Source organism: Streptomyces sp. NPDC048484 (genome assembly GCF_040651415.1).
Classification (GTDB): Bacteria; Actinomycetota; Actinomycetes; order Streptomycetales; family Streptomycetaceae; genus Streptomyces.
In genome coordinates this window covers 63,987-88,524 of sequence record NZ_JBEZJY010000007.1, presented here as the reverse complement: position 1 = coordinate 88,524, position 24,538 = coordinate 63,987, and the positions used below count along the sequence as shown (strand labels likewise).

The window sequence follows — 24,538 nt, the reverse complement described above, 5'->3', positions numbered from 1 at the left end:
GGCGGCCAGGCGGCCAGGTGCCCAGGTGCCGCCCGGCCGGGCCTCCGGCGCAGGGGCGGCCTCAGGAGGTGATGGAGAGGTCTCCGCCGCCGGACTTGGCGGTCACCTTGTGCGACGAGGCGGGATCCTTCTTGACGGTCACCTTCTCCGTCCCGCCCTCGCCGTCCGCGTCGACGGCGTAGGGGCCGCCGGGCAGCCGTACCTTGATGTCGCCGCCGCCGGTGCGCACGTCGACGCTGTCGGGCGCGGAGGAGAACGCGGCGTCCGCGCCACCCCCTTCGGTGGTGGCGGTGAGCTTCCCGGCCAGGCCGCCGACCTTGACGTCACCGCCCGCGGAGGCGAGGGTCACGGACAGCGTCCGGGGCACCTCCAGCCGGTACGACACCTCGCAGGGCGACGAGTCGGACGAGCAGCCGGGGGCGTCCAGAGAGAGCGTGGAACCGTTCACCGCATGCTTGGTCTTGGGCTTGTCACCCGAGTAACGGAACTTCTCTGTCACTTCAACGGTCGTGCGGTCGCTCGCGACCAGCTCGATGAGACCGCCGTTGCTTTTCACGTTCAGTGCCGAGACGGCCTCCTTCACCGTGTAGGAGCTACTCTCGGAGGTCTCGTCGTCCGCCATGCAACCGGAGAGGAGCGCCATGAGCGTCAGGGCGGCTGCGGTGTGAGCCTTGGTTTTCACGGTGGTGTTTCCTTTGCCTTGAGTGACATGGCGCGCAAAGGGCCCGAAGGCCCCGGCTGACGAGTCTGCTTACCCCTTGAAGGGCTGTCAGGCGACCTCGATGGCAGGAGGCTGCGGTGGCAGCATGTTGCCGCCCCGGGCGCCCCCGGCACCCCCTTCCGGCCATGCGCGGTGTGCCATGGTGATGCGGTGCCCCGGCTGACGGCCCGGGCTGCCGCGCCCGCTGTCCGGACGCGAGGACACCCACCTTCAGGCATGGTCCGCCGAGGTGTGCGAGGACCGACGGGGGGCGGGAGACATGGACGTTCGCGGTGTTCAGGCCCCCGTGCGGCCCGGGTCGAAGCCCTCGCCATGGAAGCGCGATAGGTGCGGCATAGAGGCGCTCCACACGCTGGCAGACAGCAGAACCTGGCGCTTCTGCGCGCGGCGACCAGGACCCGCCGCGGGCCGGTGAACGGACGGCGGCCGTCGCCGACCAGCAGGTTGTCGATGATCAGCAGGTCGCCCTCGTGCCGGTCGACGTCCACCGCGTGCTCCAGGCCCCGGTCGCGCACCTGGAGCACGTACGCGTCCGGGATCGGGCTGCCGTCCGCGAAGGTCACGTACTGCGGCAGTTCGTCCGACGGCATGATCTGGGCCAGGGCCTTGGCCGTCTCGTCACCGAGTGAGGCCGGGTGCCACTGGTCGGACTGGTTGAACCAGACCTCGGCGCCGGTCTGCGGGTGGCGGATTGTGGAGTGGCGCACCTGGCTGGTCTTCAGACTGTTGCCCGGCCCCCAGCTCCAGTCGGCCTGCGCCCCCTTGAGGAAGGCGTCGACCTCACCCGGGTCGTCCGTCTCGAAGGTGTCCTGCCAGTTCTTGCCGAGCCCTCTGCCGCCGTGCAGGTTCTGCGTGTAGCGGACACCGCCCGCGAAGGCCTCACGCACCTCGTCGTCCAGCGACTCCAGCCACAGTGCCGCGTCGACGACCGGGGTGGCGCCGCCGGTCGCGGGCGCGACCGCACAGTAGAAGGCGAGGCGGGTCGGCCACGCGTGGGCGTACGACATCTCGTTGTGCATCGAGATGGTGTACTCCTGCGGATACTCCGTGGAGGTGTAGACGTTCGAACGCACCTTGATGCGTGGCGAGTTGCCGTGCACGTAGGCGAGGCGGTGCGGCAGCAGGCGGTCGAGCACCGGGTCGAGGCCGTCGTCGGGCACCGTGAACCCGCGGAAGACCACGGCCTTCTCCCGGACCAGCAGTGTGTCCAGGCCGGCGGAGTCCAGGTACTCGACGAGCGCCTCCGCAGTGGCCTCGGCGTCGAACTCGCTGTTTCCAGTGACGACGGCACGATCGCCGGCCGGAGCTGGAGTATTCCCGAGGGCCGGGACGAGCCGACCGTCTGGACCTGCCGCTGACCGACTTCACAGGCCGCGCCCGGGTCTTCCTGGGCGCGGCCTGTGAACTCTCCGACGGGAAAAGGCGTGGACCACTGCGGCCAGTTCATGGCTCCAGGGCCGGGCTCGACCAGGGCTGGGGTTCAGCGCACCGGGAAGCCGTAGGTGTAGCCCTGCTCCTTGAGTTGGGGGAGCAGGCGGCGCAGGGCCTCGACGGTCTGGGAGCGGTCGCCGCCCGCGTCGTGGAAGAGCAGCGTCGGCCCGTCGGGGAGTTCCCGCTCGACGGTGGCGACGATGGCGTCCGTACCCGGCCGCTCGAAGTCCTTGGTGTCCACGTTCCAGCCGAGGGGACGCATGCCGCGGGAGGCGGCGAGTGTGCGGCTGTAGGGGGTGAAGGCCCCGCCGGGCGCCCGGTAGTACATCGGCCGTACGCCCCCGGACGCCTTGGTGATCATGCGTTCGGCGTCGAGTATCTGCTTTGACTGGTAGGCCTGGGTGTTCTTGTCCATGGCGGTGTCGTGCGACACCGAGTGGTCGCACAGCCGGTGTCCTGCCGCGACGACCTTCTTCACGAGGTCCGGGTGGGCCTGCGCCTGGGTCCCCACCATGCAGAACGTGGCCTTCACTTCGTACTTCCGCAGGATCTCGAGTACTTGAGGGGTCCACTCGGGGTCGGGGCCGTCGTCGATGGTGATGTTGACGCCGCGTGCCCCCTTGTCCGAGGCGTGCGCGATGGTCACCGCGACCGGCTTGACCTTCGGCGCCGACGAGGTCGCTTCCGACGACGAGCCGCCCACGACACCGGCCTGCGCGGTCCACATCGCGGAACCGGCGGCGAGCAACGTCACCCCGAGTGCCGCGCCGAGTGCTTTGCCGTACCAGCCCCGCCCGCCACTGTGCCGTGCCATGCCCGCCCCACTTTCCCGCAGTCCTTCGCCGATCCCGTGGACACCAGACAACCATCTGCGGGACGCGGTGCGGCGGTCCTGGATGCGTCCGTTACCGATCAAGGACAAACCCGGGGTGTTTCACGGACAACTGGACGCGCGGCAGCGGGAATTAGGCTGGTCGAGGAGCCGAGCCCGCGCTGAACGGGGCTTGGCGGAGCTTGTTACTCCGCTCGGTCCGAGAAGCGTTGCATCAGAGCGAACGGGGACGACAACGCGGCACCGCCCAGGGTGAGGACGTCGGTGTCCACCTCCTCCAACAGGATGGCGATCGCCAGGTCCACGGCGTCGGCCGGGCCGGTGGCCGTGCCCGCGCTGAAGGTCGTGGCCGGCGGGACGTACCGACCGGGCTCGATCGAAACCCGGACGCCCTCTCTCTCCAGGACTTTCACCCTGCCCAGATCCTCCACGGAGTAGGCGTACTCCCGGCCCTCGTACGCGATGTGCAGCGCCCGGTCCTTCTTTCGCAGGGCCCGGGCGTTGAACCGCAGCTCCGCGGGCCGGCCGCCAAGGGTGAGTTCGGCCTTGAAGAGCGAAGGCCGTCCCGACCTGCGCTTCCCGCGGAAGGTCGTCTCCGGGAAGGCGGGACCGCTCAGCCGAACGGTGTCCATTCCCTTTTCCAGCGGCCGGTAGAGCGGGCAGCGCTCCACGGTGACGCTTCCGAAGTCCCCCACGTCCCCCGTGAGCCCGGCCTTGGGCAGCTCCTTCTTGGGGCTGATGCTGTACGGCATCAGCTCGAACTTCAAGGACTCACTACTCGTTTCCATGGCGAAACCTGCTCATTTCCTGCGGACGTTTTCTGGAACTCTGCATCTGCATCTGCATCTGCTGCATCTGCTGCATCGCGGCCCCGTTGTTGCTAGTCGAACGGGTTGAGTGCGCTACCCAGCTCCTTGGCGCCGTCGGCGATGCCGTTCCCGATGTCGCTCGCCTTGTCGCCCACCCAGTCGGCTGCCTTGTCTGCGCCTTCCGTGATGTCGTCCCAGTGCTCGACGACCTTCAGTCCCCCGTAGACGATGCCGGTCCCTACGGCGAGACCGATCGTGACCGGGTTGGGTGCGATCATCGCCGCGGTCATGGAGGCGTTGAACCCGACCTCCGCATAGTTGGCCAGGTAGCCGGCCTTGCTCTTCTCCCACTCCTTCGCGTGGTCCATCGTGGCGATGTTGGCTACGGAGAACGCCGTCGCGCCCGCCGAACCGACGATGCCGGCCCCTCGCCACAGCCCCGCGGTTTTCGCTGCCGCGCTGAACCCACCGGCCTTACCGACCGTCCAGAGGCTGGCCTGTCCGGCGCGGGTGACCGCCTGCCCGGAGTGTGTCAGCCCGCCGTACATGCGGGCCATGTCGTCCGACCCGGCGAACAAGTTGATAGCTTGATTGGGAGTGAAGCCCAGCATTTTGGCGTTCATGAAGCCGCGCTGGCGCAGCGCGTCCCACCCGCCGCCCCAACGGTCGCCCAGGAAACCGGAGCTCAAGGGCACATTGGCAACCCTTTGATACCGCTGGCTCCGGGAGGCCATGGTGCCAAGCTGTCCGGGAAGCCAGCTGCCGGGGGCGGACAACGAGCGGATCGGCGGGTTGTAGTTTCCGAGCTTCGTGCCAGCCCAACGCAGGAGGGGGTTGCTGCCGGCCGCGGTCCACCGTGCCGCGAGGGCGTCCTTCATCGGCCCGAGCTTGCCGGTCTTCACCGCGTTGCCCAGCAATATCTTGGTTCCCGAGAAGCCGCTCGCCGTCACGATCTGGGATGCGGCCGCGACGTTGAACACGTCGGAGCCGAACTTGATCATTTCGGTAAGGGTCTCTTCGTGCGGCTCCAGACCAGGGATCTTCGAGAGCGCATGCCCTTCGAGCCGTGCGACCCAGTCGCCGAGCTTCTCCCCGGCTGTCGCGTCAGGCCCTTCGCGTTCGGATCGTCACTCGCTGCCACCGAATTGGCCAGCAGCAGTGTCTCCGGCTTGATCCCCTCTCCCTTGTAGTTCTCCAGGTCCTTCACCGTGAACCCCGCCCACAGCAGCCCGGCCATCGGGTCGCCGTTCTCCAGGCGCAGGAGGGTGGCGCGTTTACGTAGATCCTGGGCCTCGCCGTGAGTCCAGGACCGCATCGGTTTCAGGGTCGACAGATGCCCGCTCACCCCTAGCCGGGAGGCTCGGGTGAAGGCCCCTCGTCGAGGCGGTCCTGCATGCCACCGCGCCCGTCCAGGAGTTTCGCCAAATGCTCCAGATCCTCGGGATTTGCCCCCCGAAAAGACATTCCGGCCCCCGTCCCTAGATAGCCAGCTCGGCCTTCGCTGCTGGCGGCTCAGAATATGTTGTCAGGGTGCACAGCGGCTGTCATGGGAGCATCGAGCCGGGCGGGCTCCGCCATCCGCCATCCGCCGCTCCGCCACCAGATCGGCGTCATCCGCGGCGCCCTCATGGGTGGCGTATGGCAGCTCCAAGATCTGCTGCCCGGCCCTGGACCGGGCTGCCGGACGAGCCCGCAAGGGGCAGGACGCGCCGTTTGACGAAGGCCGCCGCCCAGCGAACCGGAGCGGTGTAGTGCGTTCGCATCAACCGCGCGGCGTACGCGCACGGTTGATGGCCCGCACTCGCCCTCACAGATGTGCAACATACGCGCACGAACAAGACGTGGCTGTGGCATGCGCCGCCAGCCCTCAGGGGTGCTCAAGGCAGAGCCACGGCGAAAGTGGGGCCCGGCGCCGGGCTTGTGACCCGGGCGCCGAGCCCCACTTCAGTGAGCTGGTGACGCGATTTCCTGGTGGTCAGTGACCGTGGCCGCCGTGTTCGCAGCCCATATCGGAACCGGTGTGGTTGTACTGCGCACCTGGATCGCCCTCGCCGTTGAGCGCGTTGCCCAGCAGGCCGTTGAGCAGCCCGACCTGGCCGAGAACATCGACGTTCAGGTCATGGGACTTGCACCAGCCGCCATGCTCACCGGCCGCGCTCTGAGCGGTCGCGGGGCCGACGGTTATGAAGCTGACACTACCGAGGATGGCGGCCGCAACAGCGGCCTTGTGGAGCTTGCGCATGTCTCCTCCTTGGGATGAGTGGAGCGCGCCGTCAAAGATCTATTTAGCGCTCATTTCGGAGGCTAATCCGATATCTCCCGCAGCGCTCTTCGAAGCTGCCATCCGTGGTCCTGAGGCTCAACCAGGCCCAGCGGCTGCTTTCAGTGACCGGGCACAAGTCAGAGGCGCCGTTCGCTGTGTGAGAGCGCATCAGCCCTGGCCGCAGGGCCCGGAGGAGGTCCCGCCGAAAGCCTTCTGTCCCCTTTGAGGATCTCCTGGCCTTCGAAGGGGCGGGCGCCCAGATGGAGCAACCGTCTGCACCCCGGCCCTCGCGTTCGCGCGCAACTGCAGGAGGTCCGTGCGCGATCCCGGCGGCCGCCCTGTGGACGTTCGAGCCCATCGCCCCCGCACCGTACCGTCGTCCACCGTGGCGGATTGACGGCTCAACGTCGCCGGTACCGGGCCGAGTTACGGGCGGAGTTGCGGGCGGTGCGGTGTCGGTGTCGGCTGGCGCCGGCGGCCGGAATCACCGTGGGTGGCAGCCGCCGGTGGGGCCCGTGTGGTGCTGTTCGGCGCGATCCTCGACCGTCCCCGCGACGCTGGGTCAGCCGCGTCAGCCGCGTCAGCCGCGTCAGCCGGGCCAGCCGCGCGAGGGGCGCGATGGGCGCCGCGCCGGGCGGCGGGCGCGGTCTCGTCGGTGGCGGGCGGGCAGCCGGATCCGACCGGCCGGGGCGAGTGACCGTGTGCGCCCCGGCGGGCCGTGGACCTGGCACGCTGTGGGCTGTGGGGATTCTGGGCGGATCCGCGCGAAGTCCGGTGAAACAGATCACTGCCAAGTTCGGGCTGGGTACAGTCCGTGACCGGGCAGGGCGGTCGGCAGTGGGGGCGAGGGGTGGCGCGGTGCTGGTGACGCCGGAGGCCGGGGACAGGATCGCCGACCGGTATCTCTTGCAGAACCCCATCGGCAGAGGCGGGATGGGCGTCGTCTGGCTGGCCTGGGACGAGCGGCTCGAACGGCGGGTCGCGGTCAAGTGCGCACGCCTGAACGACGAGCGGGCCGCGCGACGGCTCATGGGCGAGGCGCGCAACGCCGGGCGGCTGCATCACCCGAACATCGTGGGCGTCTTCGACTTCGTCGACGAGGGCGACACCTGCTGGATCATCATGGAGTACGTCCCTTCGCGCAGCCTCGCGCAGATCGTGACGGAGAGCGGCCCGCTCACACCCGAGGAGGCCGGCTCGATCGGCTGCCAGATCGCGGCCGCGTTGGCGAAGTCCCACAACGAGGGTGTGGTGCACGGCGATGTGACGCCGGAGAACATCCTCGTCACCGACGAAGGCGTGGCGAGACTGACCGACTTCGGGATCTCGCGGGCCCTGTGGAGCGACGTCACACAGAGCGCGACGGGCGGTGTGCGCGGCAAACCCCGGTACCTGGCTCCGGAGTTGGCCAAGGGGCAGCCCGCGGGCGAGAAGTCCGACGTGTTCTCCCTGGGTGCCTCACTGTTCGCGGCGGTCGAGGGCCGGTCGCCGTACGGGGAGGCCGAACACCCCATGGCGTATCTGGCCCGGGCCGTCGAGGGACACATCGAGCCCGCGCACCGGGCCGGTCCGCTGGACGGGCCGCTCACCGCTCTGCTGGAGGTGGAGGTCCGGCGCCGGCCCGATGCCGCCAGGGCACAGGAGCTGCTGACGCGCGCCGCACCCCCGCCCCCGCACGTACAGGAGCAGTTGCGCGACGGCCGTATGCGGGGCGCTCGCGGGGACCTCATGTCCCGCACGCTCCGGCTGCCGCGGCTCCTGGGCCGCCCGCGGGACTACACGCCCTTCATGCTCCAGCCACCACGGCCCGTACGCCGCCGCCACCGCCGCCCTTTGGCGATCACGGCGGTGGCGCTGGTCGCGGCGGGCGCTGTCACGGCCGGGCTCGTCCTCTTCGGCCCGTGGGCCTCGAAGGACGAGGGCGACGAGGGTGGCCGTACCGGCGCGACCGACGGGAAACCGTCGGCCACGGCGCAGGCCGGCGCCATCGGTGACGAGCGCACGGCGGACCCCTGCGGGCTGCTCGACGCAGCCTCGCTGAGCCGCTTCGGCGGCACGGCACTGGACCCTGAGTACGGGGAGATCGACCGGTGCGACGTCCTGGTGCGCAACAACAGCGGTGACGACACCGCGGGCGTCCAGGTCAACCTCGACTCGGACCGGGACGATTTCGACGACATCCTGTCCACCCGCCTGGTCGGCAGCCTCACGGTCGTGACGCTCAAGCGTGAGGGGAGAGCCTGCGAACGGGCCGTCCTGACCACCGACGGCAAGCAGGTCCGCGTGATCGGGAAGCAGCTCGGCAAAGGGTCGCCCGACCCGTGTCAGATGGCTGACGCCGCCTCCGATCACGTCGTCGGCGTGCTGGCCGAGGGCCCGGTCCCGCGCCGTCCGTCGACGCCGGTCACGAACTCCCTGGCCCGGCTCGACACCTGCACGCTGCTCGACGCCACCGAGCTCAAGCGGCTTCCCGGCGTCGAGGTGGACAACCGGGACCGCGGCTTCGGCTCCTGGAACTGCGACTGGTCGAGCGACGACGGCAACCGCGAGGTGGAGATCCAGTTCAGCCGGGACAACTCCCTGGACGCCGACGACGGAACGCCGGTGGACGTCGCCGGCACGAAGAGTTACTTCATAGCGGACGAGGCCGAGGCCGACAGTTGCACCGTACGGACCCCGCACCGCACCTACCCGGCCTCGGTCGGCGACCGCATCACCGAACTCTTCCAGCTGACCGTGTACGCTCCGCAGCCGACCAGGCAACTGTGCGACACCGCCACGGAGTTCGCAGCCGTCGTCGCGCGGAACATCGCGAAGCGATTGCCGGAGACGTGAGACGTGACATGACCGAGCCGGGAACGGCGCGGGGACGGCCGGGGGAGCGGGGAACGCCCGCTCCGGACGGCCGGTTCCTGCCCGCCACCCACGGGAGCCTCGCCCGGGGCGCGTCCGCGCCGCTGCCCGGCACCCTCTTCGCGCTCGCACTGACCGGCGGAATGACGCTGGGGCCCGGAGACGGGCGCGAGGTCCTGTTCGGCCGCAACCGGCCCGAGGTACACGTCTGCCTCGGCGAGGACGACCCCCGGCTCAGCCGCCACCAGGGCACGTTCACCCACCGGGACGGCCGCTGGTGGGTGAGCAACGCCGGGCGGCTGCCGATCCGGTGCGCCGGGGCCCGCCTGCTGTTCCGGGGCGAGGAGCCACTGCCGCTCGACACCGGCTACACCCCGCTGTTCGTCGGCGGTTCACGTGGCCGCGAGCACTTGCTGGAGGTCCTGGTCACCGGCCCCGAGGACGAGCGGCCGGTGCCGCGGCACGGGGACGTCACCAGCCCGCCCCGGGTGTGGGCCCTGACCGAGCGGGAGAAGCTCGCCCTCGTCGTGCTGGGCCGGCGGTACCTGCTGCACGAGCCCCGGCCGCAGCCGCTGACCTGGAGGCAGACCGCCGCCGAGCTCGCCGAGTCGCAGCCGTACGAGGGCTGGACGGACAAGCGTGTCGAGCACCTGGTCAACGGCGTGCGCACCCGGCTGTCCCGCGACGGGGTGCCCTGGCTGACCCGCGAGGAGCTCGGCGAGCCGGTGGGCAACGCGCTCAACGACAACCTGATCCGGGCCCTGCTGGCGTCGACCACGCTCGTACCGATGGACCTGGCACTGATCGACGCCGCCTGACGCCGCCTGGCCGGGTGGGAACTACTTGCGGACTCGGCCCCATGGTTTGAAGACCGAGAGCACTGTGGCGAAGCTCAGGAGCGCCAGGGCGGTGGCTCCGAGGAACGACACGAACCAGATGTCCTGCAACGCCTGCTCGCCCGAGGCGAGTTCGGTGATGGGGCCCAGGAAAGCCAGCATCATCGCGCAGGCGACGACGTTGAGGACCAGCTTCACGGCGACCCACCAGAAGCGTACGAGTCCCCACTTGGTCGCCAACCCCAGCAGGACGCCGGTGATCAGGCAGATCGTCCCTGCTATGAGGGCCGACAGCAAGAGGGGGACGACGAAGAAGTCCGCGAGTGCGCGGTAGACGGCGTCGCGGTCGTCGCCCGCGCGTACCCAGCCGATCGCCACCAGGACGATGGAGATGACGTCGATGCCGATCCAGGCTCCCGCCGAGACGACATGTGTGACCAGGATGCTCTTGCGCAGCCGGGCCGGGATGGTCCAACGGGGCCGGCTGGGCCGTTGCGGTGAGGTGGTTCGGGCTGGGGAAAGCGTGGTCATGGCCGTCCTGGTCTGTGGATCGTCTCGGGTACGGGTCAGCAGTCGGAGCCTGTGACGGGGCTCGACCTGAGTGGATGACCCGCGGTGTGCGGCGTCGGGTCCGGACGCGATGGGGGTACGTCTCTCCCGGCGGGGCGGGGCGGGGCGGGGCGGGGTCAGCGGGCGAGGGAGACGGCGAAGGGGGTGAAGCCGTGGCGGCGCAGGACGTGGGGGACGACGAGGATCATGGCCTCTGTCGCGCGGGCGGTGGTGATGTCGCCGAGGTCCTCGATCCAGTCGGTCTGCCAGCCCAGGTCGCCCAGGAGGGTGGTGACGGTCTTCTTGGCCTGCTCGTCGTTTCCGGAGAGGTAGGCGGTGGGCGGGACGGTCAGTTCCCCGGGGGCGGTCATGACCATGAACAGCATGGTGTTGAGGGTCTTGACGACGTGGGTGTCGGGCAGGGCGGCCTGGAGTTGTTCGGCGAGGCTGCTGCCCGGGTGGCACAGGTCTCCGGGCAGGCCGTCGTCGGCGTCGTGGGTGGCGTTGGAGACGTCGATGAGGATTTTGCCGGCCAGCTCGGCCCGCAGGGCGGTGAGCCGGTCCAGGGTGCTGTCGCCGGGGGTGGCGTTGATGACGATGTCCGCGGTGCGGGCGGTGGTGGAGTGATCGGCGTAGCGGATCGCGGTGCCGTCCGCGGGCGGCGTGCCTCTCTCGTCGCCGTGCTTGCGGCGGCCGAGGGTGACGTGGTGTCCCGCCGCGGTGAGGGTGCGGGCGAGGTTGGTGCCGACGCGGCCGGCGCCCAGGATGCCGATGCTGGTCATGGAGGGGGCTTCCTTACGGTCTGGGGTGGGAGGGGCAGGGTGGTCCGGGCGGGGGCGGTCAGATCGAGGCGAGGACGTCGAGCGCGGCGGTGTGGATGTGGGGGGCGGCGGCGAGGAAGTCGCGGCTGGCCGCGTTCCAGGGCTTGCCGTCCAGGTCGGTGACGGTGCCTCCGGCCTCGGTGACCAGCAGGGCGCCGGCGACCAGGCCGGAGCGGACGTCGGAGAACTGCCAGAAGGCGTCCATGCGTCCGGCGGCGACGTGGATGAGCTGCAGCGTGGCCGGGACGGACACGCGTACGACGAGACCGGCGGTGAGCATGGCGGTGATCGATGCGCCGATGCGGCGGAAGGCGTCGGGGCTCTCGCCGGGCCGGGCCTGGCCGGTGCCGATCAGCGCGGCTCCCAGTTCATCCTTCGCCGACACGGTCAGGGGACGGCCGTTGAGGTGGGCGCCGCCGCCGGCGGTGGCGGTGTAGGTGTCGCCGGTCAGCGGGAGGTGGACGACCGTGAGGACCGGCTGGTTGTCGCGCACCAGGGTGGCGGTGACGGCCCAGTCCGGCATGCCGTGGACGTGGTTGATGTTGCCCTCGGCCGGGTCGGCGACCCACCACTCGCCCGGCGGGAGTGCCCCGCCGGCCAGCTCGTCCTCCGCCCACTGCGACCCCGGCCGCGCCCGCAGCAGCGGCTCGCGCATCACGGCGAGGACCGCGTCGTCGTTCGCGTGGATCTCGCCGACGATCTCCATCAGGCTCACGCCCCGGGCATGGGTCGTGTAGCGCTCCCGCAGGGTGACTCCGGCGTCCTCCAACGTGGCGGTCACCGTGGACAGGAGCGTGGCGTCGAGGTCGAAAGGCACGGCTGTGGCCATGGCGTACTCCCTGGGTTCGGTAGAAGCGGGGGTGTTTCCGGAGGTTGTCCCCGCCCCGCATCTCGAAGGTAGAAGCCGCGACTGTTAACAACAAGTGCATGGTTTTCACTTATATAGTTACCGCCATGCAACTGGATCTGAATCTGCTCACCGCGCTCGACGCGCTCCTGGAGGAAGGAAGCGTCCAGGGCGCCGCGGCCCGGCTCCACGTCACCTCTCCTGCGATGAGCCGCTCGTTGGGCCGTATCCGCAAAGCCACCGGTGACCAGATTCTGGTCCGCACCGGACGCCACATGACTCCCACCACCCGCGCTCTGGCCATGCACACCCAGGTCCATGCCCTGGTGCAGCAGGCCCACCACCTGCTGTCCGCTCAGACGGAACTCGACCTGGCGACTCTGGAGCGGGTGTTCACCGTCCGCTGGCACGACGCCCTCGCCACCACCTGCGGGACAGCCCTGATCGCCGCGGTGCACCGCCAGGCCCCCGGGGTGCAACTGCGTCTGACCGCCGAGCCCGGCGACGACACCCCCGAGCTGCGCCGAGGCGAGGTCGACCTCGCCTCCAGTGCCGGCCCGCCGTCCCTGCCCGACATCCGCCACCGCCTCATCGGCCGCGACCGGCTCGTCCTCGCGGTCCGCCCGGGCCACTCCCTCACCGAACAGCCCGTGACCGCCGAGAGGTACGCGGCGGCCGATCACCTCACCGTCTCCCGGCGCGGACGTCTTCACGACCGGATCGACGACGCCCTGACCGCACTCGGCCACCAGCGCGCCGTCATCGCCTCCGCCCCCACCACAGCCACCGCACTGCAACTCGCCCGCGAAACCGACCTCGTGGTCACCCTCCCCGACGCGGCCACCCGCTCCGCCCGCCACCAGCTCGGCCTGACCACACTGCCGCTGCCGCTCGACCTGCCCGAAGTACCCCTCCACCTGCTCTGGCACCGGCGCCACGACAACGACCCCGCCCACGTCTGGCTGCGCGAAACGGCCACCCGGACCCTCCGGGCCCTGTTCACCCCCTCTTAGCTTGAGCTGAGGCGCGTTCGCCGTCCGGCAGGTCGGGGACGATGAAGCGGAGAAGGTGAGCCGCAGCCATGGGTCCAGTCGCCCGCAGACGCCGGGCCAGGCGCTCCGGGTCGGTGTCCCCACGGCCGGCCAGCTCCCGGGCCGGCGCGGCGTGCCGAAGCTGCCGAGCGGGTCCTTCCGCACGACGTCGTCCTGACCGGAGTCGGAGCCGTCCCGCCGCAGCGCGTCCAGGAGCTGGACGGCGGGGCAGGTCTGCGAGATCCCCCGGTTGCCGCTGAGCGCCTGACCGGCCCTGGTGCGGGCGACGGTGAATCCGGCCGCCGCGGCCCGGGCGGACAGCTCCTCCAGCAGCCGGGTCTTGCCGGATCACTGTTCCCCGCCCACCACGGCCCACTGCGGGCGGCCCGCGGTCGCGGCCGACAGCAGCGCGGTCAGCCGGGCGGTCTCCTCGCCGCGGCCCACGAAGGGGGTGGTGACGGGGCCCGGGCCCGGGTGCGTACACGAGGTGAGGTCGGGTCCGGAGAAACCTGAGGAAGCAGGTAAACCGGAGAGACCTGAGGAAAGGGACGCGTCGTACGCGGACGGCGCGGACAACGCGGACAACGCGACGGTGCCGAGGACGACGACGTCGTGCCGCAGGATCGCGGTCTGCAGTTCCCTGGCGTCCTGGAGGGCGCCGACCTGCGACGAATACGCGGAGCGGGCCACTCCACCCCGCCGCCGCCCGCAGCCGCCGCCACACCGCCGGCCGCCCCGAGTCCGGAACCGAACTCGGAGCACAGAAAACGCGAGGCATCCGCTGTTGACCCGGCGGCGGAACGCCCGCAGCCGTGTTGACCAGCAACGCGACCGTGATCAGTACCGCCGTGGTCCGACGCTGCGGCGCTGTCCGCGTTGGGTGAGGATTTCCTGGACCTGCCGGCCGCGGTCGTAGGCGCGGTCGTCGACCGGCACTCAGCCGGAAGGGCAGACGCAGACCTGTAGGCCGGTCAGGTGGGCCCGTCCGGGCTCCGGGAGAAGGCCGTGTCGCCGGCCGTCGCCACGATCGCGTCCTTGACGAGCAGCACTCGTGGCGGGGCGTCCTGCGCCTTGTCCCCGGGGTTGTCCAGCGCGGAGGTGCGCCATACCCCTGCTCCGGTGCGGCTGTCCAGTGCCAGCAGGCGGCCGAAGCGGTTGGAGAAATAGACCCGCTTGTACGTCGCCGACACCGCGGGCGCGGACAGACTCTCCATGTCCGTCGCTTTCTGCCAGAGTTGTCTGCCGCTGCCCGCCGACACCGCGGTGACCGACCCGTTGGACCGGACGAAGTAGACGACGCCGTCCACAAGGGTGGCCGTGCCGGTCAGCGGGCGTGCCAGCGGTATCCGTCTGACCTGCCCGGTTTCCGGGTCCACCCGCAGCAGCGCGTTGTACGGCCGTTCGTACCCGGCTTCGTACACGTCCTTCGCGGTCTGGGGGGCGAGGAACACGGGTTGCCCGCCGACAGCGCCGAGCGCTTCCGCCTTCCGGGGCAGTGTGGCGGTTTCCGTCAGGCTGCCCGGTGTGAGCTTCATCAGGTCGACCGGGGCCTGGCCGGGCTCGGTGCCGGCCGAGCACAGGGCGTAGGGGACGCCTCCCAGCACCGACGGAGTGCAGTACTTGTCCAGCGAGGGCGCTCGCCACAGTTCCTTGCCGGAAGGCCCGTATGCGATGAACGATTGGTCGTCGGGAGACAGGGTCAGCAGTCCGCCGTCGTACAGGATCGCGTCCTCGGACTTGCTGATGTCGCGTTGCCAACGCCGGTGCCCGGTGCCGGCGTCGAGAGCCACCACCCGCCTGGTCGTATCGTCCGGATCCTCGTACGCGTAGACGAGCCCGTCGCGAACGCCGATCGGTTGCACCCCCTGGGGGCGGGTGCCGGTCCGCCACACGGTGCGGCCGGAAGCCGTGTCGATCCTGGCGACCGTGAAGCCCGTACCACCGCAGAACAGCGCGCCTCCCTCCGCCACACATCCGGGGTCCTGGTAGTCGAGAGGGACACCCTTCACGTCGTACCGCAGAGCCGTGCTCCACGGCCGCCAGCCCTTGGGCAGCGACGCCGCACGGGTGGTGGCGTCGGGGACGGTGGTCTCGGCGGTGGCGGTAGTGGTCCTGTCCCGGTCTGACACGAAAACACTCACTCCGATACTCAGCCCTGTGACGGCCAGCGCCGTGCCGAGGCCGACGAGCAGCATCCGGGCTCGGCGTGCCTTGCCGGTGCCGGTGCTGGTCGCGGTGCTCGCGGAGGTGGTGGCCGCGCCCGGAGGAGTGGGGCGGGGCCGGGGTCTCGCGGACTTCCTGGCCTTCGGGAGCGCGGTGGCGTCGGATTCCGGCAGCGCCAGGAGTATGCGGTGCATGTCCGCCAGCTCGGGCCGTGCGGCCGGGTCCTTGTCCAGGCAGCGCTCGACGATGCCCACGAGCGATTCGGGTATCCCGTCGAGGTCCGGAGCCTCGTACATCACCTGGTAGCCGGTCATGTACGGGGTGTCGGCGTCGAACGGTCCCGTGCCGACGGCCGCGAACACCAGCAGTGACCCCAGCGAGAACACGTCCGAGGCCGGGGTGACCTCTCGGGGAGAGGACAGTTGTTCCGGCGACATGAAGGGCGGAGTGCCGATGACGCGCCCGGTCATGGTGAGACTCTGGTTGTCGGACGTTCGGGATATGCCGAAGTCGATGACGCGCGGCCCGTCCTCGGTCATCAGGACGTTGCCCGGTTTGAGGTCCCGGTGCACCAGGCCCACCCGGTGGATGTCGCGCAGCGCCTCGGTGAGCCCCAGCCCCAGCGCGCGCAGTTCCCGCTGGTTCAGCGGGCCGTCCTTCTCCACGGCTTCGGCAAGGCTGGCCCCCGGCACGTGGAGCGTCGCCATCCACGGCCGGTCGGCGTCCGGGTCGGCGTCCACGACAGACGCGGTGAAGGCGCCGCTCACTCTGCGCGCTGCCGCGATCTCCTGCCGGAAGCGCGTTCGGAACTCCTCTTCCTGGGCGTACGACCCGTGCACGAGCTTGACGGCGACCTGCCGGCCCGAGGCGGAGACTCCCAGGTAGACGACTCCCATGCCGCCCGCCCCGAGCCGACCGAGAAGGGTGTACCCGCCTACGGACTCCGGGTCCCCGCTGCTCAGGGGCGTCATCGCCGATCATCCTTCCTCTTGCCTGCCTGCCTCACGGGGATCAGCGTAGGGCCTGCCGCGCCGGAAGCGGAGCCGCGCCTATCACGGATCGGTGTCCCTGTGCTCCTGAGCCCGCCGACGTCATTGAGGCCCATGGTGTCTGTGTTCCAGGCCGGTGGGCGCCGGTGGTGACCACGCGGACGCGGACGCGGACGTGCAGGGCTTCGAGTACCCACGGTGTCCTTCTGCCGCCACAGGTGTGAGTGCTTGGTGGCACCGCTGTTGACCGTGGTTGTCCGCTGTTACAAGAAGGAGGCGGTCAATCTCGCTCTGAACTTCCATGCCGAGCAGCAGGAGCGTGCGGCGCGCATAAGCCGTCACTTCGAGCGCGCGCGTGAGTGGGGTGCCGTCGAGGACGCCGAGCGTCTGCAGTGGACCTCGTCATCGCCGCTACTGCCTTCGCGGACGGTGATCGCTCCCCGGCGGATGTGCACCCCTATGGGTTCGCCGCCGTCGGCGTCGAACTTGGCGGCGTTCTCCAGCAGATTGCCTACCGCGCGTTCGGGACACTGGGGGCGGCCGCGGACCACGGAGTCATCGGCGTCGACCTGACGGCCGAGCAGGCCGACGCGTGGCTCTGTGCGCGGAAGGTGAGACCGACAAACCGGACGCCCGAACATCTTTGTGACCGACTATCCACTCGTACGGGTGATCCAGGTCGCGTGCAGCCGTCTCGGTGGGTGCGGTGTGGTCCAGCATGGGGCCGCCCTGCCGTCCATGTCCCCCACCAGGAAGGCTTCTTCCGCCATGCCTGCCCCTGCTCCTGCCCCTGCTCCGGCCACTCCTCGCCCGGCCGATATCGGCAGACCGTACGGGCTTCGTCCCGGTCGGCGATACCGGGAAGCCGCCCATCCCCCTACCGCTCTCCGACCGGAATGCTGACGAAGGAGATCCAGGCGGGCCTGGAGCAGTGGGCCGCCCGGGTGGACGACACACGGCGACGCGTTCGCGAGGCGGGCCAGGCGGAGAGGGCCAGCCGGATCCGCTACGCCGCGCAGTGTCGGCGTGAGGCGTTCAAGTATCTTGCGACGACGTGCGGTTCACTGCGCGGTTGGCCGGGCCGGGAACAGGTCGGCGACCAGGGGGTGCTCGCCGCGCACCGCATTCTCCTGGCCCTGGACGGGCTGGAGATCCGCAAGGTCCTGCCGCTGGTCACCGCGGCGGCAGGGAAGGGCCGGATCCCGGCCAGGTTTCTGGCCGAGGCGACCGACGCGCTCTGCGTCGCCGAGCGGCGCCCCCAGGTCTACGGCACGGTGGCAGGGCATTCCGTCGCCGACGAGGCCCGCGTCGATGCGTTGCGTGCTGCGCTGGGGTTGCCTCCTCTGGCTCCCCAGCCCTTGCTCCCGCGGGCGTTCACAGCCCGAAAGTCAGAGCCTGATGAGCCACTTCGCCCCGAACTAGCCGTCCTGCAGGGGCTGTTGAGGGAACTCCCGTCGGTCGGGCCGCTTCCGCGCACCGTCCGTCCCACGGTCGCCGTGCACTCGGTATGGGGATGCGCGTACTGCGGCGGGCCGGCCCAGCCGGATGCCGCCGAGCTGGAGATCCGGGGCCGCGTATGGCGGCTCTGCGCAGCGTGCGAGCAGTGCCCGGACACTCCGGAAGACCGACTGCTGGACGTGCTGACGGCCAAGGGCGGTATCTCGGAGGCCGAGGCCCGAGCCACCTCCGGGCTGGCCCGGCACGAGGGCTGGCGGCTCCCGATGCGCTACCACCAGACCACCGCCCGCCCCAACCACCGTCCGCAGCCCCGCTGGGACCACATCCCGGACACGGCGGTCACCAAACTGACCACGTTCGCCGAGCAACGGCGTCCCGCTGTCACCCCTGTGGTCATGCCGACCCAGCGCACGGTGCCGACCCCGCGGCCGCACCCCGAACTGCTTGTTTCGTCGAAGGCGAAGACACTGCTGTCCCTGCCTCCCGAGCAGCCGCTGACCGCCGCCCAGGTCGGTAAGGCTCTGCAATTGGCGCCGGGGACATCCGAGAGCCGCGGGCTCGTGATCACCACCGTGCGTGAACTCCAGGCCGCCTTCGCCTCGCCTCCCCCTTGGCTGACGGACTCCCACCGCACTCTCGCGGCTCAGCGAGAAGCCAACCAGGCCCGCCGCCGGACGGGAGCGGCGACCGCCGAGCCCGAGGCTCGTGCGGCTGTCTCCTCCCGCCCGGCGCCCCAGACCGGGCCGCCCCACCCGCACATGCTGATCTCGACCCGGGCGGAACGGATACTCACCCGGCCGCACGACCAGCCGTTGCAGCCCGGCCAGGTCACCAAGGCCCTCCAGATCGCACACGCCACCAGCGTGAAGCACCGCCTGGACGTGAGAACCGTCGGCGAGCTCGAGGCCCTTTTCCACAGCCCACCCGGCTGGCTCCTTGATCTCCACCGCAAACTCGCGGCCGAGCGGGCGGCGAACCTGATCCGCCATGCAGCCCCCGACCCCGGCCCCGACGCCGACGCCGATTTCGAGGTCGGCGCGCGGCTCCGGCAATCTCGATGCCCGCAGGCGCAGTACAGGTTCTCCCAGCTTGGGACGGCGACTCCGGCGCGGTGATCGGAGCCGCTGGCTGAACAGCTCTACCTCGGCCGGCGTGGATCCTGCCGAGGTGGAGGCAGGATCACGCCGCCTTCTGGCGGAAGCCCGTGGGCATCAACTGGCGGAAGCGCGCAAGCAGCATGGGCCGGCGAGCAGCGACCGGGGTAGCGCGGCAGCGTAGCTGGCTGCAGAGACCTGGGGCTCACTCACGCGGCGAACCTTCCCGCGCGATGACTGCTCGGCGTCGCCGCGCAGCAGGCGGGCGAGTGCGCTGGTGTTGATCAGGAACTGCGCGGCGTTCACCGGCGGTGGTTCCCCTTGTCCCCGAAGAGATCCAGATCGAAGGCACCATCGGCTGCCGCCGCCCGTGGACGGGTGAGCACCGGCGCGTGTCGCCGGTTCTCCAGCCCCTCGCGCTCATGGGTGCATCACCTCAGCGGACAGGTCGTTCGGGGATCCTCGGAAGAACCCTCTCGGCGATGTCGAGGAGAACGCTGTCGTTCGGGAGGGTTCCGGACGCGCTCCACACGGTGATGTCGCAGTAGCCGCCTCGGTCATTACGGTCCAGGGCCACGGACAGTGTCCTGGCCAGGGGGCCTTCTTCGACCGGTCCGCCGGATCCGCCACCCCCGAGATTGATCTCGAGCTTCATGGTGTGATCCGAGGCGAGGACCGCGGGCCGACCGAGAACCGTAAGCGTCTTGACGTCCGTCTCATCCCCGAACTTCATCAGCTTCACGTACTGGTCGGTCGACAGCTCGTTGTAAGTGGCCGAGACATTCACGGTGTACGTGTCGAACGTGACCTCGGCCTCCGGTTGGGCGACCTTCTCATCAGTCAGAGGAGCGGTGTTGTTGGTGCTGGAAGCAGTGGTCGCGGTCTCTCCAGGTGTTCCAAGGAGCTTGGCCAGGTCCGGCCGGTTGAGCGCCTTGCACAGTTCTTCACCGGTCACAGGCTGGGGTGTGTCCTTGTATGCCTTCGGAAGCTCCTCGGGGGCCCCGTCTGAACACGAGGCGGGTTGCGGGGCGTTGTTGTCGGACGGCATCAAGCGTGGGGCCGCCCACAGCGCGACCGCGACTGCCCCGAACACGGCTACGGCCGCGACGGCCTGGCCCCATGCGTTGGGTTCCTTCTCCGGAGTGTCCGGGCCTGGACGCGGCCCGGTTCCGGCCGCGGCTTGGGGCTGGGGCTGGGCGGCAGCATCGGGTTCCGCCCCGTCCGCGGAGGCTGTCGGACTCGGGTTCCGGCGTGCGCGCAGGGCCCGGATCACCGCGTAGACACGTATTGCGGTGAACACGAGGAACACCACGCCGAGACCGGCCGCGACCCGATCGTGATCGCGGACGGCGAGATACATGATGCGTACGCCGAGGACAGACCCGATCGCGATGAGGAGGGGCTCGCGGACCCAGAACGGCAGGAGACGGAGGAGGAGACCTAGCATCCGGCGATCTCACCAGGAGAAGATCACATTTGCCATATGGAAGCCACAGTTCCGGACATGTGAAGGGGACGGATCGGCCTCAACTCGCCGATGATCACTGCCCGTACGCGCCATCTGCAAGATCTGCCGGTTCACGCGACCCGGTCAGAGCCGCACCCGCGCCTACTGCGGGCTCGTGTGGCGCGGCCCTTGGTGGTGGGTGCGTCGGGCATACGGCTTCCCTGAGTCAGTTTTTGGACTTGCTGGTCCATTTTATGCGAAGCACAGTTGCGGCATGACTGAACGACTGCGGAACAAGACGGCGCTGGTCACGGGATCGACCAGCAACATCGGGCGGGCGATCGCCGAAGGGCTCGCCGCCGAGGGGGCTCACGTGATCGTGTCCGGCCGCAATCGGGAACGAGGGGCACAGGTCGTCGAAGGGATCCGCGCGTCCGGCGGGCGGGCCGGCTTTCTGGAGGCAACCCTCGACGGTAGCGCCGAGGCTTCCCAGGACCTGGCCGATCGGGCCCGTGAGACCTTGGGCGGACGGATCGACATCCTGGTGAACAACGCCGGCATCTACCCGGCCCCCGGCACCACCGACACCGACGAGGAGACGTTCGACCGGGTCTACGGCGTGAATGTGAAGGCGCCCTTCTTCCTCACCGCTGCCGTCGTCCCGACCATGACGGAGGCCGGTAGCGGGGTGATCACCAACCTCGGCTCGTGGATCGCGCGCCTGGGCGTTCCTTTTGGCGCGCTCTACAGCTCCACCAAGGGAGCCATGGAGACGCTCACGCGGGCGTGGGCCGCGGAGTTCGGTCCGATGGGCGTGCGAGTGAACGCCGTTTCCCCCGGCGTGATCCTGCCCCCGGCCCCGGAAGGCGGCGAGCCTCATCCGGGCGAGATCATGATGAAGGGCACCCCGGCCGGTGACGTCGGCACGCCGGACGCCATCGCGCACGCCGTGGTCTGGCTGGCCGGCGACGAAGCGGCCTTCGTGCACGGAACCGTGGTGGATGTCGACGGGGGCAGGACAGGGGTCGCCGTCATCGCCGCGTAGCACGCGGATTCGGAGTCTTCCCGTGCCTGTTGTGCTTGGTGGCTCACTCCGCCCGGAGCTGAGCCGGTCAACAAGCAAGCCCCAGGCCGCTGACCTGGGGCTTCAATCTGGAGTGGGTGGCGAGAATCGAACGCGCACTCTCAGCTTGGGAAGCGACAGCGTCTGCGAGGCTCCATTGGTTCTGGCCTGCGTTGATCTGTCATGCCGACGCTGTTGCGCGGGCCCGGTTGCACTGCTGTTGACCGTGGTTGTCTGCCCTTACGGGCACGCTTTGGGCACGGCTTCGAAGAACGGTCGGCAGGGCCATTCCGGCAGAGCCGAGCCGGCTAACGCTCGGGCGCGGGTTGCTCGCCCGAGCCCCGGGCGATCAGCCGAGTGGGCACGGTGATGGTCCGGGGCCGGGTGCGGTCGCCGTCAAGTCGGGTCAGGGCGGTGGTCGCGGCTGCCCTGCCGAGTTCTTCCGCGTCCTGGGCGACGACGGTCAGAGCGGGTTCGAGTGCTTCGGCCAGTGAGACGTCGTCGAAGGCGACGACGGCGACGTCCTTGCGTTTGCTGCGGGCCAGTTCGGCGACCGTCCCCAGCGCCATGATGTTGTTGCCGGCGAACAGGGCCGTGGGGGGATCGGCCAGGCCGAGGAGTTGGGCGGTCGCAGCCTCGGCTCCTTGCTGGTCGTGGGCGTTGGTGACGAGCGAGCGGTCGTAGGGGATGCCGGCTTCCTGCAGCGCCGAGCGGTAGCCGGCCTGACGTTCACGGCGGGTGTACAACTTCGGGGGCAGGTCGCCGACGAAGCCGATGCGCCGGTGTCCGTGGGCGAGGAGGTGGACGACGCCGTCGTGGGCTCCGGCACGGTTGGAGCTGACGATGCTGTCCGTGGCGAGGCCGACTCCGGGTCGGTCGAGGAAGATCACTGGCAGTCCCGCCGTACGGTGGGACTTGAGGTGGGAGTGGTCGGCGCCGACGGACGGAACGACGATCAGGATGCTGACACGGCGGGCGAGGAGATTGTCCGTCAGGGCACGTTCGCGCTCGGGGTCGTCCGCGGAGGAGCCCATCAGCAGGGTCAGTCCGCGTTCGCGGACGGTGTCCTCGATGGCGCGGGCCACGGCTCCGAAGAAGGGGTTGGCGAGGTCGGGAATGACCAGGCCGATGGTGGTGTCCGGGCCGCCGACACGGATGTTGCGGGCCATGAGGTTCGGCTGGAAGCCGAGCTTGGCCACCGCGGCGAGTACCTGTTCCCTGGTCCGGGCGGAGGCGGGCCCGTCCTCGTTGAGGACGCGGGAGACCGTCTTGGCGCTGACGCCGACTTCTCGGGCGACATCGGCCAGGGTGGGGCGGCGGTTCGCTGCCATGTGGGAAACCGTCTCGTGAGGGCTTTCGGTTCCGGCCTCGGCCTCGGCCGGAAAGTGCGAGAGCTGGGTCGTGCTGTCAGGTGGCCTGGACTCCGGCGGCCTTTGCCGCCTCGGAATCCGCTACGACAGTATCTCCGGCCGCATCGACGGTGAGCGCGCCGGTCATGATGGCGACGACCTCCGCCATGGAGTAGTCGGAGGGCTTGATCACGGCGGCGCGCCGACCCAGCCGGTGGACGTGGATCCGGTCGGCGATCTCGAAGACGTGCGGCATGTTGTGGCTGATCAGGACGACCGGCATGCCCTTGTCGCGGACCCGGCGGATGAGGTCGAGGACCTGCCCGGACTCCTTGACGCCGAGGGCGGCGGTGGGCTCGTCCATGACGACGACGCTGCGCGCCCAGGCGACGGAACGGGCGACCGCGACGGCCTGTCGCTGCCCGCCGGAGAGCGTCTCGACCGACTGCGTCAGCGAGCGCAGGCCGATCTTCAGGTCGGCCATGTGCTCGGCGGCCTCCTGGCGCATGCGCTTCTTGTCGAGCATGCGGAAGACACTGCCGAGGACGCCGGGGCGGCGCAGTTCGCGCCCGAGGAACATGTTCGACGCGATGTCCATGGAGGCCGCCACGGCGAGGTCCTGATAGACCGTCTCGATGCCGTGGGCGCGGGCGCTCTGCGGACCGGAGAAGGTGATGGGTTCGCCGTTGAGCCGTATCTCGCCCGCGTCGGGGGTCACCGCACCGGTGAGCGCCTTGATCAGGCTGGTCTTGCCGGCGCCGTTGTCGCCGATGACGGCGAGGACCTCGCCGGGCAGCAGGTCGAAGTCGGCGCCGTCGATGGCGGTGACCTGGCCGTAGCGCTTGACCAGACCGCGGGCCTGCAGGACGGGCGTGGGGGAGGAGGTGGTGGTCATCGGGTCTTCTTCCGGGAGAGCTGGTCGACGGTCACCGCGAGGATCACCAGGACTCCGGTGATCAGGGTCTGGTAGATGGACGCGACGCCCATCAGCTGCAGGCCGTTGCGGAAGACGCCGACGATGAGGACGCCGATGAAGGTGCCCAGGACCGAGCCGCGTCCGCCGAAGAGGCTGGTGCCACCGAGGACCACCGCGGTGATGCTGTCGAGGTTGTCGGTCTGACCGGCCTGCGGGTCGCCGACTCCGGTGCGGGAGATGAGCAGCAGGGCGGCGATGCCGTAGAGGAGACCCGCCACGGTGTAGATGGCGATGGTCAAGCGGGAGGTGCGGATGCCGTTGAGACGCGCCGCTTCCTGGCTGTTGCCGAGGGCGTACACGTGCTGGCCCCAACTGGTGTTGCTCAGCGAGAAGGCGAGGAGGAGGAACAGGCCGATGGTGACGAGGGAGCCGTAGGTGATGTCGGTGTGGCCGAGGGGAAAGGTCTTGCCGAGGGCCGTCAGCGGCCCCGGCAGGCTGGTGACCGTCTGCTCCTCGGAGTAGATGTGGGTCAGCGCGAACGCCACGTTGAGCATGCCGAGGGTGACGATGAACGGCGGTAGCGGGATCTTCTGCACCAGCAGCCCGTTGAGCAGCCCGAAGCCGCCGCAGACGGCGATACCCAGAGCGATGGCGACGAGCGGGGGCAGGGAGCCCTCGGCGGCCATCTTCGCGATCACGATGCTGCCGAACGCCATCACGGCGCCGCACGACAGGTCGATGCCCGCGGTCAGGATGATCAGGGTCTGTCCGATGGCCAGGGTGCCCACGACCATGACCTGCTGCACGATCAGCGAGAAGTTCCCGCCGGTCAGGAACTGGTCGGACGAGAAGGAGAAGAAGGCGCAGGCCAGGAGGAGGGCGACCATCGGGCCGGTGGTCGGCGCCGTGAGCAGTCGGCGGGCCGTCGTCGGTGCTTTGAGCTCGGCGTACGGCGTGGTCGTGGCTGTCATGCGAAGTCCTTGTCGGAAGACAGTGGTCGTTGTCCTTCCCGGTCGGAGGACAAGAGGACGAGCGGGCGGCCGTCACCTGGTCGGGGAGGGAGGGA

Annotated in this window: 19 protein-coding genes and 2 pseudogenes; 5 read left to right on the top strand and 16 right to left on the bottom strand. The window is 69.8% G+C overall.

What is annotated here, in order from left to right; translation table 11 throughout:
- Positions 1–61 precede the first annotated feature (61 nt).
- From AB0D14_RS09180 to AB0D14_RS09155, 6 genes and pseudogenes are all read right to left on the bottom strand, one after another.
- Positions 62–682 carry a DUF4097 family beta strand repeat-containing protein gene (locus AB0D14_RS09180; protein WP_362776343.1) on the bottom strand — a complete coding sequence of 207 codons (621 nt, stop codon included), beginning with the start codon at positions 680–682 and terminating at the stop codon, positions 62–64.
- Positions 679–1,947, bottom strand: a complete 1,269-nt coding sequence (locus AB0D14_RS09175; RefSeq protein WP_362776597.1) for a TauD/TfdA family dioxygenase — start codon at positions 1,945–1,947, stop codon at positions 679–681. The genes AB0D14_RS09180 and AB0D14_RS09175 overlap by 4 nt, the downstream gene beginning before the upstream one ends.
- Positions 1,948–2,201: 254 nt before the next feature.
- Entirely contained in the window at positions 2,202–2,966 is a 765-nt protein-coding gene (locus AB0D14_RS09170; protein WP_362776341.1) for a polysaccharide deacetylase family protein, read from the bottom strand.
- 203 nt (positions 2,967–3,169) lie between these two features.
- Positions 3,170–3,772 (bottom strand): hypothetical protein, encoded by a 603-nt coding sequence (locus AB0D14_RS09165; RefSeq protein ID WP_362776339.1) that lies wholly within the window; start codon positions 3,770–3,772, stop codon positions 3,170–3,172.
- Positions 3,773–3,864: 92 nt separating this feature from the next.
- A pseudogene (locus AB0D14_RS09160) lies at positions 3,865–5,257 on the bottom strand (PE-PGRS family protein).
- A 511-nt stretch (positions 5,258–5,768) separates the two neighbouring features.
- A complete protein-coding gene (locus tag AB0D14_RS09155; RefSeq protein ID WP_362776337.1) occupies positions 5,769–6,035 on the bottom strand; it encodes a hypothetical protein in 267 nt (88 codons plus the stop codon).
- An 879-nt stretch (positions 6,036–6,914) separates the two neighbouring features.
- Between AB0D14_RS09155 and AB0D14_RS09150 the strand changes: the two genes are divergently transcribed.
- Entirely contained in the window at positions 6,915–8,891 is a 1,977-nt protein-coding gene (locus AB0D14_RS09150; protein ID WP_362776335.1) for a serine/threonine-protein kinase, read from the top strand.
- Positions 8,892–8,899: 8 nt separating this feature from the next.
- Positions 8,900–9,727, top strand: a complete 828-nt coding sequence (locus tag AB0D14_RS09145; RefSeq protein ID WP_362776333.1) for an FHA domain-containing protein — start codon at positions 8,900–8,902, stop codon at positions 9,725–9,727.
- 21 nt (positions 9,728–9,748) lie between these two features.
- On the opposite strand, the gene AB0D14_RS09140 is transcribed toward AB0D14_RS09145, so the two are convergent.
- The 3 genes from AB0D14_RS09140 to AB0D14_RS09130 form a co-directional block, all read right to left on the bottom strand.
- Positions 9,749–10,276 carry a hypothetical protein gene (locus AB0D14_RS09140; protein ID WP_362776331.1) on the bottom strand — a complete coding sequence of 176 codons (528 nt, stop codon included), beginning with the start codon at positions 10,274–10,276 and terminating at the stop codon, positions 9,749–9,751.
- 155 nt (positions 10,277–10,431) lie between these two features.
- Complete coding sequence (locus AB0D14_RS09135; RefSeq protein WP_362776329.1) at positions 10,432–11,076, bottom strand: NAD(P)-binding domain-containing protein; 645 nt, start codon at positions 11,074–11,076, stop codon at positions 10,432–10,434.
- A 58-nt stretch (positions 11,077–11,134) separates the two neighbouring features.
- Positions 11,135–11,944 carry an inositol monophosphatase family protein gene (locus tag AB0D14_RS09130; protein WP_362776327.1) on the bottom strand — a complete coding sequence of 270 codons (810 nt, stop codon included), beginning with the start codon at positions 11,942–11,944 and terminating at the stop codon, positions 11,135–11,137.
- A gap of 125 nt (positions 11,945–12,069) precedes the next feature.
- Here AB0D14_RS09130 and AB0D14_RS09125 point away from each other — a divergent pair, with 125 nt between their 5' ends.
- Positions 12,070–12,975, top strand: a complete 906-nt coding sequence (locus AB0D14_RS09125; RefSeq protein ID WP_362776325.1) for a LysR family transcriptional regulator — start codon at positions 12,070–12,072, stop codon at positions 12,973–12,975.
- A 366-nt stretch (positions 12,976–13,341) separates the two neighbouring features.
- Here the strand turns inward: AB0D14_RS09125 and AB0D14_RS09120 are convergent, their stop codons facing one another.
- The 3 genes and pseudogenes from AB0D14_RS09120 to AB0D14_RS09110 form a co-directional block, all read right to left on the bottom strand.
- The gene (locus AB0D14_RS09120) at positions 13,342–13,683 is read right to left on the bottom strand and encodes a hypothetical protein (RefSeq protein ID WP_362776323.1); all 342 of its coding nucleotides are present in this window, start codon (positions 13,681–13,683) and stop codon (positions 13,342–13,344) included.
- A 162-nt stretch (positions 13,684–13,845) separates the two neighbouring features.
- Positions 13,846–13,935, bottom strand: a pseudogene (locus AB0D14_RS09115) (VapC toxin family PIN domain ribonuclease); the annotation flags it as partial.
- Positions 13,936–13,964: 29 nt separating this feature from the next.
- The gene (locus AB0D14_RS09110) at positions 13,965–16,127 is read right to left on the bottom strand and encodes a PQQ-binding-like beta-propeller repeat protein (RefSeq protein ID WP_362776321.1); all 2,163 of its coding nucleotides are present in this window, start codon (positions 16,125–16,127) and stop codon (positions 13,965–13,967) included.
- 914 nt (positions 16,128–17,041) lie between these two features.
- Between AB0D14_RS09110 and AB0D14_RS09105 the strand changes: the two genes are divergently transcribed.
- Positions 17,042–18,718: a hypothetical protein gene (locus tag AB0D14_RS09105; protein ID WP_362776319.1), complete on the top strand. Its 1,677-nt coding sequence runs from the start codon at positions 17,042–17,044 to the stop codon at positions 18,716–18,718.
- A gap of 415 nt (positions 18,719–19,133) precedes the next feature.
- Here the strand turns inward: AB0D14_RS09105 and AB0D14_RS09100 are convergent, their stop codons facing one another.
- A complete protein-coding gene (locus AB0D14_RS09100; RefSeq protein WP_362776317.1) occupies positions 19,134–20,144 on the bottom strand; it encodes a DUF6215 domain-containing protein in 1,011 nt (336 codons plus the stop codon).
- 274 nt (positions 20,145–20,418) lie between these two features.
- Between AB0D14_RS09100 and AB0D14_RS09095 the strand changes: the two genes are divergently transcribed.
- On the top strand, positions 20,419–21,189 hold the full coding sequence (locus AB0D14_RS09095; RefSeq protein ID WP_362776315.1) for an SDR family oxidoreductase: 771 nt from the start codon (positions 20,419–20,421) through the stop codon (positions 21,187–21,189).
- Positions 21,190–21,515: 326 nt separating this feature from the next.
- On the opposite strand, the gene AB0D14_RS09090 is transcribed toward AB0D14_RS09095, so the two are convergent.
- The 3 genes from AB0D14_RS09090 to AB0D14_RS09080 form a co-directional block, all read right to left on the bottom strand.
- Positions 21,516–22,538, bottom strand: a complete 1,023-nt coding sequence (locus AB0D14_RS09090) for a LacI family DNA-binding transcriptional regulator (RefSeq protein ID WP_362776313.1) — start codon at positions 22,536–22,538, stop codon at positions 21,516–21,518.
- 76 nt (positions 22,539–22,614) lie between these two features.
- Entirely contained in the window at positions 22,615–23,451 is an 837-nt protein-coding gene (locus AB0D14_RS09085) for an ATP-binding cassette domain-containing protein (protein ID WP_362776311.1), read from the bottom strand.
- Positions 23,448–24,443 carry an ABC transporter permease gene (locus tag AB0D14_RS09080; RefSeq protein ID WP_362776309.1) on the bottom strand — a complete coding sequence of 332 codons (996 nt, stop codon included), beginning with the start codon at positions 24,441–24,443 and terminating at the stop codon, positions 23,448–23,450. Before AB0D14_RS09080 ends, AB0D14_RS09085 begins: the two co-directional genes overlap by 4 nt.
- Positions 24,444–24,538: the final 95 nt, after the last annotated feature.